Source organism: Dyella solisilvae, from assembly GCF_003351225.1.
Taxonomy (GTDB): Bacteria; Pseudomonadota; Gammaproteobacteria; order Xanthomonadales; family Rhodanobacteraceae; genus Dyella; species Dyella solisilvae.
In genome coordinates this window covers 792,726-806,635 of record NZ_QQSY01000001.1, presented here as the reverse complement: position 1 = coordinate 806,635, position 13,910 = coordinate 792,726, and the positions used below count along the sequence as shown (strand labels likewise).

Sequence of the window (13,910 nt, the reverse complement as noted above, 5' to 3'; positions counted from 1 at the left end):
GGGCAGGGTGAGGGGCCACTCTTGCGACGCGTTTTCGACCAGGCGAGCTTCGTAGGCGAGCACCCGCCCCTCACAACCGTAAAGGTCGCAATGCCACCATGAAGGTGGCAATGCCATCGTAAAGGTGGCAAGGCCCCGGCTCTGTCCCCGAAGGGAAAAGGGAGAAGTGAGATGTCGTGGCGCTAGCGCGCCAGGATGATGCGGTTACGCCTTCCCGTGGAAAAGCTCGCGGCCGATCAGCATGCGGCGGATTTCGTTGGTGCCCGCGCCGATCTCGTACAGCTTGGCGTCGCGCAGCAGGCGGCCGGCAGGGTATTCGTTGATGTAGCCGTTGCCGCCCAGCGCCTGGATTGCCTCCAGCGCCACCTTCACTGCGTTCTGCGACGCGTTGAGCAGGCAGGCCGCCGGATCGATGCGCGACCGCACGTTGTTGTCGAACTGCTCCGCGACCATGTAGGCAAAGCCGCGCGACGACTGCAGCGCGGTGTACATGTCCGCCACCTTGCCCTGCATCAGGCCGAAGGTGCCGATCGGCGCGTTGAACTGCTTGCGTTCGCGCACGTAGGGCAGAGTGATGTCCAAGGCCGCCTGCATCAGGCCGATCGGGCCGCCGGAAAGCACGAGGCGCTCGGTGTCCAGGCCGCTCATCAGCACGCGCACGCCTTCGTTCACTTCACCGACGATGTTCTCGGCGGGGATCTCGCAATCCTCGAACACCAGCTCGCAGGTGTTGGAGCCGCGCATGCCGAGCTTGTCGAGCTTCTGCGCGGTGCTGAAGCCCTTCATGCCCTTCTCGATGATGAAGGCCGTCATGCAGCGGCTGCCTGCGGCGCGCGGCGCGGTGCGCATGTAGACCAGCAGCACGTCCGCGTCAGGGCCGTTGGTGATCCACATCTTGGAGCCGTTGGCGACCCACACGTCGCCCTTCAGCTCCGCCCTGCAGCTCATCGAGCCGACCACGTCGGAGCCGGCGCCCGGCTCGCTCATCGCCAGCGCGCCCACGTATTCGCCCGAGCACAGCTTGGGGATGTACTTGCGGCGCTGCGCTTCGTTGCCGTTGTGGAAGATGTTCTGCACGCACAGGTTGGAGTGCGCGCCGTAGGAGAGGCCGACCGAGCCGGACGCGCGCGAAATCTCTTCCATCGCCACCAGGTGCGCGAGGAAGCTCATGCCGCTGCCGCCGTACTCCTCGGGAATGGTGATGCCGAGCAGGCCCATTTCGCCAAACTTGCGCCACAGGTCGGCCGGGAAATGGTTCTCGCGGTCGATATGGTGGGCGCGCGGTGCGATCTCCTTTTCGGCAAACGCATGCACGCTCTCGCGCAACAGATCGATTTCTTCACCCAGCGGGAACGGACGCATGCCTGACGACTCCGAAATACTCGTGAGGCAAATATGGTACCGCGCTGGACGTGACAAGCCGTTGCGCGTCGCACAACCTTCCGTGAGGCATTTTCTTCGCCGTATCTCCGCGCAGCTTGAATAACCGACTTTTCACGAAGGTGACGCGAGCGGCATCAGTCCGCCTGCAGCGCGTTGGCCAGTTCCGCCAGGCGGTCGCGCTGTTCCTGCACCTGGGCAAGCTGGCTCAGTACGAGGCGCGCCGTGTCGTCCTCACCGCACGTCGCCAGCGCCTGCGTGAGAGGAGCGTCGTTGGCGTGCAGCGGAGCCTGCAGGTTGTTGGCCAGGGCGTCAGCGAGTTGCTCCAGCGCCTCGGAAGTTGCGCGGCCCGCCATCGTCACGGCTTCACGCGCCGCCGCCGACGGGATGGTCTGCCGGTGTACGCCGAGCGCCGATAGCTGGCCCAGCAAGGTGTGCGCCGCGGCGAGGAATCGCAGCAGGCGTTCACTTCCGGGTCGGTGCTGGCCGGGCTCGCGCAGCATGTTGGCCACCACGGCGCTCAGCGCCGCGTTGGCGTTGTGTGCATCGCGGCGGGCGATGCGATAGTCCAGGTCGTCGCGGCGACCGCTGGCGTACTGACCGATGATGCGTGTGAGATAGCGTCCATCGCTGCGCAGCATGTCCGCGAGCACGTCGTCGAAGCGGCGTCCCTGCCAGTCGGGCATCACCAGGCGCATGGCCAGGGCGGCGATCGCTGCGCCGACGAGGGTATCGAGCAGTCGAGGCCACATGACTTCGTAGCCGCTGCCGACTTCGTTGAAGCACAGCACCACGAACAGCGTGATCGCCGCCGTGGCGGTGGGATAACGCCGCAGGCGAGCCGCGAAGAACACTACGCCGGAGACGATGATCAGTGGCGTCTGCCATGACAGCGACGGCGCCAGGCGCAGCGTCGCCCAACCGAGCACCAGGCCGGACACGGTGCCGGCGATGCGCTGCATCAGTCGCAACCGCGTCGCGCCGTAACTGGGCTGGCACACCAGCAGCGTGGTCAACAGGATCCAGTAGCCGTGGCGCGCGTGCATCAGGTGCAGCAGCGCATAGCCAGCCAGCAGCGCGAGGGCGAGCCGCACCGCGTGGCGGAAGCGGAATGAACGCGGCGTCAGCTGTATGCGGATGCGCTCCCACGCCTCGCCCGGCGATTGGGGGCCAGGGTTCTGCAGCATGCTCTCCGCTCCCGCCGCAGGCAGGCCGATCGGAGCGTCGCCGGCCAGTTGCTGCTGGATGGCGGCGATGTTGCGCACCAGCGCCTCGAGCGAGCGAAGCAGCGGGGTGGGCGGAGTCTGGACCTGGTCGCGCAGGCCGGCCAAGGCGCCCTGCAGATCCTCGACCGACTCGGCGATGCCACCGGTGGCCCTGACCTTGGCGTGCAGTCGCATCGCCTCCGCGCGCTCGCGGCACGCCTGGGCCTGCAGTCGCAACAGATGCTCGCAACGAAACAGCACGTCGCTGTGGAAGAGCGCTTCGGCCAGCGCATCGTAGGCGTAGTGCGTGGAACTGATGCGCTCGTGGATGTCCTGGGCGATGAAGTAGAGCCGCAGGCGGGCGGCGCTGCTGCCGCGTGGACGCCGCGAGCCGAGGCGGTCGATCAGCAGCAGCCGGGTGTCGTTGAGGGCCTCGACCACGCGTTCGTTGCGCATGGCCAGTTCCAGTTGCATGGCCTCGCGATCCACGCCGTGCACGGGCAGGAACAGCGCCGCCTTGGCGTCGAGCAGCGCCGCCAGCGCCTCGAACAGCCGCGCCAGCGAGTGCCGCAACGCCTGTTGCGGCGCGAGCACGCTCCACAGGAGCGACAGCACGCCGTACCACGCCGCGCCCGCCAACAGCAGCAACGGTTGATGCCAGGGATCATCTGCCGTTGCGCCCACGGCGTCGGCGCCGATCATGGTGTAGACCGCCAGCAGCAGGGTGGCGCCAGCAATGGTGGCGTAGCGCTCGCTGACGGCGCCCAGCATCACCAGCACAAAGGTCGACACCGGCAAGCCCAGGGCGAATAGCCACGGATAGGGAAACAGGAGGTGCACGGCCGTGGCGGACACTGCGAAGCAAGCCAGGGTCACCAGCAGGGTGCTGAGCCGGTTGCGCCAGTGGTCCTCGGTTTCCGCCAGGGCGCAGGCGATCACGCCCAGCAGCAAGGACACCACGTCCTCCACGCGGCCCGTGCCGAGGCACCAGGCGACCGCGCCGGACAGCGCGAGCAGCACGAGGAGGCATTCGGCAAAACGGTCGGAGCCGCGCAGCCGGCGCCAAGGGTGGCCGAGGGAGTGGAGCATGGCGCCAGCATACGATGTCGGTGCGCATTTGGAGGAGGGCGGTGCGCGGGCTCGCCTCGGTCGCCGAATTTCATTCTGGCATTCCGGCGAAAACATAAGGCCGACCTTTTTCGCGGTCATGCAAAGGCGCTGGATGACCACCTTCGCCGCTGTGAGGCGTTTGCCGCTTTCGCCGGAACGAGGGAGACAAGGGGCGTGCGTTGGATGAAAACCAGGCCCGGAAGCGGTCGCCAAAACAAAGACGCCGGCCCAAGGGCCGGCGTCTTCAACAGCGTAACAACGATGTTGCTTACTGACCGCGCATGCGACCCGCAAAGCGCGGACCATGGTTGCCCATGCTCGGCAGCTTGATCTTGCCGATGGCATCGATGCGCTCTTCGGCCAGACGGTCGGCGGCCTTGTAGGTCGGCACGCCCTGGGTCTTGGAGATTTCGAAGATGCGGCCAAGGTTGTAGTAGATCGTGCGCATCATGCGCATGGCGCGCTCGCGGTTGTAGCCGTCGATTTCCAGCGAGACGTTCATCACGCCGCCGGCGTTCACGGCGTAATCCGGGGCGTAGAGCACGCCACGGCGCTGCAGCTCGTCGCCGATGGCGTCGGTGGCCAGCTGGTTGTTGGCCGCGCCGCAGATGATCTTGGCCTTGATGCGGTCGATGGTCTGCTCGTTGAGCGTGCCGCCCAGCGCGCACGGCGAGTACACGTCGGCGTCGACGTCGTAGATCTCGTCCAGGCCCACGGCTTCGCAACCCAGCTCGTCCACGCAGCGCTGCACGGCATCCTTGTTGATGTCGGTGACGAACACCTTGGCGCCCTGCTCGCGCAGTAGCTTGATGAACTCGCTGCCCACGTGGCCGCAGCCCTGCACGGCGTAGCTGTACTTGCCCACGTCTTCGTTGCCGTGCTTGACCTGCAGCGCGGCCATCAGGCCCTGCAGCGTGCCGAACGCGGTGAACGGCGACGGGTCGCCCGAGCCGCCGTGCACCTGGTGCACGCCGGTCACGTATTCGGTTTCACGGAACACGTATTCCATGTCGTTGACGTCGATGCCGACGTCTTCGGCGGTGATGTAGCGACCGTTGAGCGAGTTGACGAAGCGGCCGAACGCGCGGAACAGCGCCTCGGACTTGTCCTTGCTCGGATCGCCGATGATCACCGCCTTGCCACCGCCCAGGTTCAGGCCGGCCACGGCGTTCTTGTAGGTCATGCCGCGCGACAGGCGCAGCACGTCATTCACCGCGTCCTGCTCGCTCTTGTACGGCCACATGCGCAGACCGCCGAGCGAGGGGCCCAGCACCGTGTTGTGGATCGCGATGATGGCCTTCAGGCCGGCGTCCTTGTTGTGGCAGAAGACGACTTCTTCGTGACCCGTGTTGGCGATGGTTTCGAAAATCATTGGAACGGAGACTCCACGTTTGGCGGCGCCGGGGGATGGACATCCGCGGGATGGAGGCGGGGGTCGATCCAGTGCGGCCCCGCCAGGGCGTACTAACAACAGCCTTAAAGTCAAAACCCCGACCAGGGGTCGGGGCGGTGAATTTAGTCCGATAGTTTAGTACGTCGCCGCGATGTGGGTTGTTGCGACGCCGCAAGTCGCTGGCGTACGTACAAAAAAAAGCGACCGCACATCGTTGCGCCGCGTGTGGCCCTGCAGCAGCGCACGTGGCGCCCGGCAACAAAAAAGCCCCGCCTTGCGGGCGGGGCTTGGGGTATGCCGGCGACGGCGAGGGCGATCAGCCCGCGACCCACACGCCTACGTTGAGGTGCCAGCCGTCGGCGCGCTGCTCGTAGTGCGGATGGACATAGTGATAGCCGGGGCGCTCGGCTTCCCAGTGGCCACGCATGGCGACGTATTTGTGGCCATTCCAGTGCCAGTAACCACGGGCCCAGATGTAGCCCGGACGGTGAGGCGGCTCTTGTTCGACCAGTTCGACCGGTGGCGGCTGCGGCGCGATCACTTCCACATACTCGCGCTGCACCGGCCGCTCCTCCACCACGACGGGGTGGGGACGAGGAGCCGGCTGCTCCACCACGCAGCCACTGGCGAGCAGGGTCAAGGCAGACAGGGCGACTAGACGGATCGACTTCGACATGAAGGATGCCTTTGTGAAGGAAGGGTGATTTGGTGGCGCGAAGATGGCCTCACTGGCTGAGGGCCAGCTTTCACGAACGGCGTCTCGTAGGCTCAACTTTTTGCCGCAACAGCAAGGGCTTGCGATCGCTGGTGATGGCCCTCCCCGCGGCGGCCGGAAGTTCCGGCCGCCCATCTCGTTGACGGGTCAGGGGATGGCGTTGGCTGGCGCCGAAGCGAGGGCTTACGACTCAGTGACCCCAATGCCCCTCATGCAGGCGCCAACCGTCGTGTTCGTGCTCCCAGTGGGCCTGGTGGTAGACGTAGCCCGGGCGGGCCGGCATCCAGTAGCCATTGACCCAGACATGTCGCTGGCCTTCCCAGCGCCAGTAGCCGGGCGCCCAGACGTATCCGGCGCGAGGTGGCGGGACGACTTCATAGACCGGGGCGGGTGGCGGCACATTGATGCCGACCGAGACCGACACGCCGGCTGCAGCGGTCGGGGCGTAGACGGCGCCCGCGCTGGCCATGCCAAGGGCGGCGAGCAAGGCGATTGTGCGGGTGGTGCGCATCATGACGATCTCCTCCTGGCTGGCCGCGCCATGCGGCCTCATGGCGGAAAACGGGGTGTTTCGGGCCCTGTTGACCCCCAAGGGCGTCCTTGTTCAGGTTCACGTGGGCTGATTGCGGACATTCGTTCAGCTTCCCTTGACGTCAAAAGAACGAACGATCGTGCTATTTTATGCACATGAACTACACGGCCACCAGCACGGGAAAGCGCGCAGCGACGCGGGAGCTGATCCTCGAACATGCCTACCAGCTCGCGCGTCGCGACGGTCTGGAGGGCCTCTCCATCGGCTCGCTGGCGCAGGACGTGGGCATGTCCAAAAGCGGGGTCTTCGCCCATTTCGGATCACGTGAGGACTTGCAGTTGGCCGTATTGGAAGCTGGGCAGCTGCGCTTCCTGCAGCAGGTGAAGTGGCCGGCGCTGAAGTTGCCGCGTGGCTTGCCGCGCCTGCGCGCCATCGTCGCCAACTGGGTGACCTGGGCGCAGGAGTACCAGAGCGGCTGCGTGCTGCTGACGGCCGCCAGCGAGTACGACGGTCGCGAGGGACCGCTGCATGACATGGTTACCCGGCAGCAGTCGGGATGGCGGCAGGAGATGTGCCGCGCGATCGACCATGCCGTGGCCAATGGGGAAGTGAGCGGCGACACCGACGCGCCCCAGATGGCCTTCGAGATCTATGCGCTGATGCTGGGCTTGCACCACGACGCGGCCCTGTTCGGTTTCGAGGAAGCCCGCCGTCACACCCTGGCGGCTTTCGAACGCCTGCTCGTCAGTTATCGCCCGCTTCCGGGCCGGGAGGCTGCACCATGACTCGCCACGCCACGACAACCACCGCCGCCAAACGTCACCACGGTCCCGGCGCCTTCAAGCTCGGCGCGGTGCGCGCGGGCTTCACTCTCGGCAGCCGGCTGGCGCCGGGGAGCACGGTGGAGCAGGCCCTGCGCCTCTTCGTGACGCCGTTCGCCAGCAGCCGCGCACGCGCGCAGAACGCCCGCCCCGATGCGGACATGCGCCGCGGTGAGCTGGAGGTCAATGGCAAGCGGATCGCCACCTATACCTGGGGAGACCCTTCGCGCCAGCCGTACGCCCTGTTGGTGCATGGCTGGTCCAGCTTTGGCCTGCGCTACCTGCCGTGGGTGGCGCCGCTGCGTGAGCTTGGCTACGCACTGGTGGCGTTCGATCAGCCGGGCCATGGCCTCAGTGGTGGCCAGCACTGCACGTTGCCCGATTTCGTGGACACCGTGCGCGAGGTCGGTCGTCACTACGGCGACGCCGCGCTGACCATCGCCCATTCGCTGGGCGGCGCCGCCGCGGCGCTGGCCCAAGGCGAGGCGTGGCGCGCGCAGAAGCTCATCCTGATCGCACCCGCCGCTGATCCGGTCGCCGCGACGCAACGCTTCAGCCAGATGGTGCACCTCGGGGAACACCTTCGCGGTCGGCTGCACGACAGGCTCCAGGCGATGACCGGAATCAGCATCCATGACCTGCAAGTGCATCGCCACTTGCCGTCGCTGGGCCAGCCTGCGCTGATCGTGCACGACACGGATGACCACGACGTGCCCTGGGCCGAAGGCGAACGCTATGCACGCCACTGGCGTGGGGCGCGCCTGCTCAGCACGCAGGGCCTGGGACACCATCGGGTGCTGGATGCGCCGGAAGTGATCGATGCGTCGCTGGCTTTCCTGCGCGGCGAGGTGGTCGGCGAACGCGTGGTGTCGTCGCCGAATCTGCCTTACGGGGATAGTTGAGCGGCCGGCGCCACAGCCGGATTCCACCGGTGAAAAGGCACTGAGTCGTCCGTTCCGTCATTCCCGCGATAGCGGGAATCCAGTGTCCCTGCATGTCGGTCAAGCAAGGCGGAAGACCCTGGATTCCGCTTGCGCGGGAATGACGAATCAGGCGATTTCGGCGCGGGACAGCAATACCAGTGCGCATGTTCGACACGTGCGGCGTGCGAAAACCCTTTGTGGATCAAGCTTTCTCCGCGCCGCAACATGTTCCGAACGTAACCATCCACTAAAATCCGGGGATTAGCCGCACACGACGTTCCGGAGTCCCCATGAGTTCCCCCGCTCAGCACGTTCCCGCCAGCGCCGCCCAGGCGGAAACCCGCCCGTTGCGCTTCGTCACCGCCGCCAGCCTGTTCGACGGTCACGACGCGGCCATCAACATCATGCGACGCATCATCCAGTCGCAGGGCGCGGAGGTGATCCACCTCGGTCACAACCGCTCGGTCGAGGACGTCGTGCGCGCCGCGCTGCAGGAAGACGCCGATGCCATCGCGCTGTCGTCCTACCAGGGCGGCCACGTCGAGTATTTCAAGTACATGGTGGACATGCTCAAGCAGCATGGGGCCGCGCACATCCGCGTGTTCGGCGGCGGTGGCGGCACCATCACGCCGGAAGAGATCCGCGAGTTGCAGGCCTATGGCGTGGAGCGCATCTACCACCCGAACGACGGCATGAAGCTCGGCCTCACCGAGATGATCGAGGACGTGATGCATCGCGCCCGCGCCGGAGCGGTGAAGCGTGCAAAGGATGGCGCCGCCACGGCGGTGACGCCGATGGTCGACATCGGCGACGAGATCGCCGTGGGCCACGTGCTGTCGGCCATCGAGGAAGGTGAGCTGTCCGACGCCGAGCTCGAGCACCTGCGCAAGCAGTGGAAGATGGCCGGCAAGCAGACGCCGGTGCTCGGCGTCACCGGTACCGGCGGCGCGGGCAAGTCCTCGGTCGTGGACGAACTGCTGCTGCGCTTCCTGCACGCGTTCCCAGAGATGCGCATCGCGGTGCTCGCCGTCGACCCGACCCGTCGCCGCAGTGGCGGCGCCCTGCTGGGCGACCGCATCCGCATGAACTCCCTGCGCAGCCATCGCGTTTACATGCGCTCGATGGCCACGCGACGCCAGCACGCCGCCACCAGCGCGGTGCTGCGCGACTGCATCGATTTCCTCAAGGCGCAGCCGTACGACCTCGTCATCGTCGAGACCGCCGGCATTGGCCAGAGCGACTCGGAGATCGTCGACCTGGTGGATTTTCCCACCTACGTGATGACCAGCGACTACGGCGCCGCCAGCCAGCTCGAGAAGATCGACATGCTCGACTTCGCCGAGCTGGTGGTGCTCAACAAGTTCGACAAGCGTGGCGCGGAAGACGCGCTGCGCGACGTGCGCAAGCAGTGGAAGCGCAATCGCACCGCCTTCACGCTCACCGACGAGCAGCTGCCGGTGTTCCCCACCATCGCCAGCCAGTTCAACGATCCGGGCGTGACCTGGATGTTCACCAACCTGTGCCGCCTGCTGCGCGACAAGCTCGGGCTGCCGGCCGAGAAGTGGACGCCCAATCTCGACACCACGGTGAAGGAGCCGCGCGCCACGGTGCTTATCCCGGGCAGCCGCGTGCGCTACCTGGCGGAAATCGCCGAGCAGGGCCGTGGCATCAACAAGGAAATCGAGCGGGAGGCCGAGTTCGCCAGCAAGGCGCAGCATTACTACGAGGCGCTGAAAGAGCTCGGCGATTCGCATCTGCCTCGTGAGCTCGCGCGCTACGAATCCGAGGCGCTGCATGAGGAGGGCGCCGACCGCTCGCTGCTCACCCTGCGCCAGCGCTACAACGCGGCGATCAAGGAGCTGAGCCACGAGGCGATCCACCTGCTACACGACTGGCCCAAGCGCTACAAGTCGGTGACCGAAGCGGTCAACGAGTACAAGGTGCGCGACAAGGTGATCCGCGTGGAGAACTACCGCGTATCGCTGAGCCACCAGAAGATTCCGAAGGTGGCGCCGCCCAAGACCAAGGACTGGGGCGACCAGCTGCGCTTCCTGATGCGCGAGAACCTGCCCGGCTACTACCCGTACACCGGCGGCGTGTATCCGTACCGCCGCACCGGCGAGGACCCCACCCGCATGTTCGCAGGCGAGGGCACGCCCGAGCGCACCAACCGCCGCTTCCACTACCTGAGCCAGGGCGGCGCCGCCACGCGCCTGTCCACCGCGTTCGACTCGGTCACGCTGTACGGCGAAGACCCGGCGCCGCGCCCGGACATCTACGGCAAGATCGGCAACTCCGGCGTCAACATCGCCACGCTGGACGACATGAAGAAGCTGTACTCCGGCTTCGATCTCAGCGCGCCGACGAGCTCGGTGTCGATGACCATCAATGGTCCCGCGCCGATCATCCTCGCGATGTTCATGAACACCGCGATCGACCAGAACGTCGAGAAGTATCTGAAGGAAGATCCTGCGCGCTGGTCTGCGGCCGAGAAAAAGATGGCTGCGATGTTCCCGCAGGGCCGTCCGCAGTATTCGGGCGATCTGCCCAAGGGCAACGAAGGGCTTGGCCTGGGCCTGCTCGGCATCACCGGCGACCAGTTGGTGGATGCCGACACGTACGCGCGCATCAAGGAAGAAACCCTGCAGAACGTGCGCGGCACGGTGCAGGCGGACATTCTCAAGGAAGACCAGGCGCAGAACACCTGCATCTTCTCCACCGAGTTCGCACTGCGCATGATGGGCGACATCCAGCAGTACTTCGTCGACCACAAGGTGCGCAACTTCTACTCGGTGTCGATCTCCGGCTATCACATCGCCGAGGCCGGCGCGAACCCGATCAGCCAGCTCGCCTTCACGCTCAGCAACGGCTTCACCATCGTGGAGTACTACCTGGCGCGCGGCATGCAGATCGACGACTTTGCGCCGAACCTGTCGTTCTTCTTCTCCAACGGCATGGACCCGGAATACACCGTGATCGGCCGCGTGGCCCGCCGCATCTGGGCGCGCGCCATGCGCGAGCGCTACGGCGCCAGCGCGCGCAGCCAGATGATGAAGTACCACATCCAGACTTCCGGACGCTCGCTGCACGCGCAGGAGATCCAGTTCAACGACATCCGCACCACGCTGCAGGCGCTGTACGCGTTGTTCGACAACTGCAACAGCCTTCACACCAATGCGTACGACGAGGCGATCACCACGCCGACGGAAGAGAGCGTGCGTCGTGCGGTGGCGATCCAGATGATCATCAACAAGGAACTCGGCCTCAACTTCAACGAGAACCCGTGGCAGGGCAGCCATATCGTCGATGCGCTGACCGACATCGTGGAAGAGGCGGTGTACAAGGAGTTCGAGGCGATCAGCGAGCGCGGCGGCGTACTCGGCGCGATGGACACCATGTACCAGCGCGGCAAGATCCAGGAAGAGTCGATGTACTACGAGCACAAGAAGCACGACGGCAGCCTGCCGCTGATCGGCGTGAACACCTTCCTGCCCAAGGACCACGGCGGCGAAATCGCCACCGAGATCGAACTGATTCGCTCGACGGAATCGGAGAAGGGTCAGCAGATCGACAACGTGCAGGCGTTCGGCAAGGCCCGCAACGGCCTCGCGCCGGAGAGCCTGAAGACGCTGCAGAGCACGGCGCGCGATCGCAGGAATGTGTTCGAGCAGTTGATGGAAGCGGTGAAGTACAACTCGCTGGGGCAGATCAGTCACGCGTTGTATGACGTGGGTGGCGAGTACCGGCGCAACATGTAAGTGGGTGGATCACGCCCTCTCCCCTTGGCGAGAGGTCGTTACGCGCCGCTCGGTTACTCCCATTTTGGGGCGGCGCGTCGGCACGCGACCGATTTCGCCTCAGTTCTTAGAGGCCGTCATCCCAGCGAAGGCTGGGATCCAGTGACTTTGGCTCTTGGCTCTCTGTTCGGCGTTATTGCCAGCGTGCCGCCTGCGCGGCGGGCGTTTCGATCGCCTGCCGGCGCTCGAGTCACTTTTCTTTTGCTGGCCCAAAAGAAAAGTAACCCAAAGAAAATGGCCAGACAGGCTCGTAGCGATATGTCGGATCCCAGCCCGGTGGACTGAGGCCAGCCGGATCGGCTTCGTGCTACCTCAGGGACCGCGGCTACCCCGCAACGCGCCGTAGCGGAGAGGGGGCGCAGCATTGCGCGGCATACAAGCCATGGCGATTGCGGCAAGCCGAATTCGTCGCGTGTTACCTCAGGGACCGCGGCTATACCGCTGGGCGTCGTCCTACCGAGGACTTAATGCAGGGGGCTTGAGACCTCGCGTTGCGCCGGTCTTTGCTCCCTCTCCCCTTCGGGGAGAGGGTTGGGGTGAGGGGTCAATCTTGCGGTGCCCAGGAACCAAGGCGCATATCCCCAAACCCACTTCCCACAATGCGCACCGTTGCCAGCTTTGCGCACCGGCCACCGTGCTAGCCTCAGCCGTCGCCAGTCGCGCTCGTGTGCCCTCATGCTGATCGTCCACCACCTCAACAACTCGCGTTCCCAGCGTGTGCTCTGGCTGCTTGAGGAGCTGGGCGTGCCGTATGAAGTGCGGAAATACCAGCGGGACCCGAAGACGCTGCTGGCGCCGCCGGAGTTGCGGGCGATCCACCCTCTGGGCAAGTCGCCGGTGATCGAGGACGACGGGCAGGTGATCGCGGAGTCCGGGGCCATCATCGAATACCTTGTGGACCGTTACGACGCCGGTGGACTGGCGCCGCTGCCGGGGATGCCGGAGCGGCTGCGCTTCACCTACTGGCTGCACTACGCAGAAGGCTCAGCGATGCCGCCGTTGCTGCTGAAGCTGGTGGCGTCACGCATCGCCACCGCGCCGATGCCGTTCTTCGCCAAACCCATCGCCCGCAAGATTGCGGACAAGCTGCAATCGAGCTTCGTGGATCCACAGTTGGCTCTGCATCTGTCGTATGTCGACCAGGCGCTTGCCACCACCGGCTGGTTCGTGGGCGACGCCTTCAGCGCCGCTGACATCCAGATGAGCTTTCCGCTGGAAGCGGCCATGGCGCGCAGCGGCATGAAGGCGCATCTGCCGCATGTCGCCGCCTTCGTCAGGCGCATCCATCAGCGTCCGGCCTACAAGCGGGCGCTGGAGCGCGGCGGCCCTTATAGCCAGCTGGCATAACTGCGGGGTCGAATGGCGGCCTTCTGCGGGCGCGCAACGCGCGATCGCAATACGCCGAGCCTTGGCGAGCTCGGTCTGCTCCTGCCAGGTGAAGCCAGATGGGGGCCAGAAGGTTTGCAACCGGAGCCGCAAGCGCATGGCTGCTGCCCGCTGGCCAAGCCTGCGGCCTCCGGCTGCAAACCTTCTGAACCTCGTTCAACGCCAACCGTTGGCTGGTGATCGAGCGCTTCTTGCCCAATCGGTCGTCGGCGTCACCCTCCGTCGAGTTGGAGGCGAGCGCGTCTGGCGACAGCTATCGCTACGGAAGGGTCATGCGATGGCGTCCAATCGCGCGAACCGAAAATAGTCGCCGTTGCGTAAGGCACAGCGCCAGGTAAAGCGAACTCAGCGCAAGACCTCGCCACAGGGCGGTGTTGTTGCCGGGGTGAAGGATCAGCGTCCCCACCGAAATCGCGAACAACACTGTCGCAGTGACCATGCAAATGCCACGAAGCGAGGGGTGGCGTGAAACGCGTCGGCTGATGTTCTTCATTCCGTCATTGTCCGGGCCGTGCTCGTAAAGAAGCGAGTCGAAAGCTCCGCGAAAGCGTATAGGGCGCGTAAAAAATTACAGGAGACATCCGCGGGCAAAAAATGTTGCGCCTACCGCGCCAGCTGAATAGTTGCGGAATCGTTTAGACGTCCAAT

9 protein-coding genes are annotated in these 13,910 nt (G+C 65.4%); 4 read left to right on the top strand and 5 right to left on the bottom strand.

Annotated elements, in window-relative coordinates:
* Positions 1-204: 204 nt before the first annotated feature.
* From DVT68_RS03565 to DVT68_RS03545, 5 genes are all read right to left on the bottom strand, one after another.
* Complete coding sequence (locus tag DVT68_RS03565; protein WP_114823650.1) at positions 205-1,362, bottom strand: isovaleryl-CoA dehydrogenase; 1,158 nt, start codon at positions 1,360-1,362, stop codon at positions 205-207.
* 155 nt (positions 1,363-1,517) lie between these two features.
* Positions 1,518-3,674, bottom strand: coding sequence for a YccS family putative transporter (gene yccS, locus DVT68_RS03560; protein WP_114823649.1), 2,157 nt, complete (start codon positions 3,672-3,674; stop codon positions 1,518-1,520).
* A gap of 289 nt (positions 3,675-3,963) precedes the next feature.
* The gene (locus DVT68_RS03555; protein WP_114823648.1) at positions 3,964-5,067 is read right to left on the bottom strand and encodes a Glu/Leu/Phe/Val dehydrogenase dimerization domain-containing protein; all 1,104 of its coding nucleotides are present in this window, start codon (positions 5,065-5,067) and stop codon (positions 3,964-3,966) included.
* 337 nt (positions 5,068-5,404) lie between these two features.
* Positions 5,405-5,764, bottom strand: a complete 360-nt coding sequence (locus tag DVT68_RS03550) for a YXWGXW repeat-containing protein (protein ID WP_114823647.1) — start codon at positions 5,762-5,764, stop codon at positions 5,405-5,407.
* A 229-nt stretch (positions 5,765-5,993) separates the two neighbouring features.
* A complete protein-coding gene (locus DVT68_RS03545; RefSeq protein WP_114823646.1) occupies positions 5,994-6,317 on the bottom strand; it encodes a YXWGXW repeat-containing protein in 324 nt (107 codons plus the stop codon).
* 167 nt (positions 6,318-6,484) lie between these two features.
* On the opposite strand from DVT68_RS03545, the gene DVT68_RS03540 reads away from it, so the two are divergent.
* The 4 genes from DVT68_RS03540 (at position 6,485) to DVT68_RS03525 (ending at position 13,223) form a co-directional block, all read left to right on the top strand.
* Entirely contained in the window at positions 6,485-7,120 is a 636-nt protein-coding gene (locus tag DVT68_RS03540; protein WP_425477426.1) for a TetR/AcrR family transcriptional regulator, read from the top strand.
* Complete coding sequence (locus DVT68_RS03535; RefSeq protein WP_114823645.1) at positions 7,117-8,058, top strand: alpha/beta hydrolase; 942 nt, start codon at positions 7,117-7,119, stop codon at positions 8,056-8,058. The genes DVT68_RS03540 and DVT68_RS03535 overlap by 4 nt, the downstream gene beginning before the upstream one ends.
* Before the next feature lie 311 nt (positions 8,059-8,369).
* Entirely contained in the window at positions 8,370-11,837 is a 3,468-nt protein-coding gene (locus DVT68_RS03530) for a methylmalonyl-CoA mutase family protein (protein ID WP_114823644.1), read from the top strand.
* A gap of 714 nt (positions 11,838-12,551) precedes the next feature.
* Positions 12,552-13,223: a glutathione S-transferase gene (locus tag DVT68_RS03525; RefSeq protein ID WP_114823643.1), complete on the top strand. Its 672-nt coding sequence runs from the start codon at positions 12,552-12,554 to the stop codon at positions 13,221-13,223.
* The last annotated feature ends 687 nt before the right edge of the window (positions 13,224-13,910 follow it).

What these genes read in the sequence shown, in the direction of transcription:
- DVT68_RS03565 (WP_114823650.1), bottom strand. Translation starts at nt 1,362, where the DNA reads ATGCGTCCGTTCCCGCTGGGTGAAGAAATCGATCTGTTGCGCGAGAGC.
- yccS (WP_114823649.1), bottom strand. Translation starts at nt 3,674, where the DNA reads ATGCTCCACTCCCTCGGCCACCCTTGGCGCCGGCTGCGCGGCTCCGAC.
- DVT68_RS03555 (WP_114823648.1), bottom strand. Translation starts at nt 5,067, where the DNA reads ATGATTTTCGAAACCATCGCCAACACGGGTCACGAAGAAGTCGTCTTC.
- DVT68_RS03550 (WP_114823647.1), bottom strand. Translation starts at nt 5,764, where the DNA reads ATGTCGAAGTCGATCCGTCTAGTCGCCCTGTCTGCCTTGACCCTGCTC.
- DVT68_RS03545 (WP_114823646.1), bottom strand. Translation starts at nt 6,317, where the DNA reads ATGATGCGCACCACCCGCACAATCGCCTTGCTCGCCGCCCTTGGCATG.
- DVT68_RS03540 (WP_425477426.1), top strand. Translation starts at nt 6,485, where the DNA reads ATGCACATGAACTACACGGCCACCAGCACGGGAAAGCGCGCAGCGACG.
- DVT68_RS03535 (WP_114823645.1), top strand. Translation starts at nt 7,117, where the DNA reads ATGACTCGCCACGCCACGACAACCACCGCCGCCAAACGTCACCACGGT.
- DVT68_RS03530 (WP_114823644.1), top strand. Translation starts at nt 8,370, where the DNA reads ATGAGTTCCCCCGCTCAGCACGTTCCCGCCAGCGCCGCCCAGGCGGAA.
- DVT68_RS03525 (WP_114823643.1), top strand. Translation starts at nt 12,552, where the DNA reads ATGCTGATCGTCCACCACCTCAACAACTCGCGTTCCCAGCGTGTGCTC.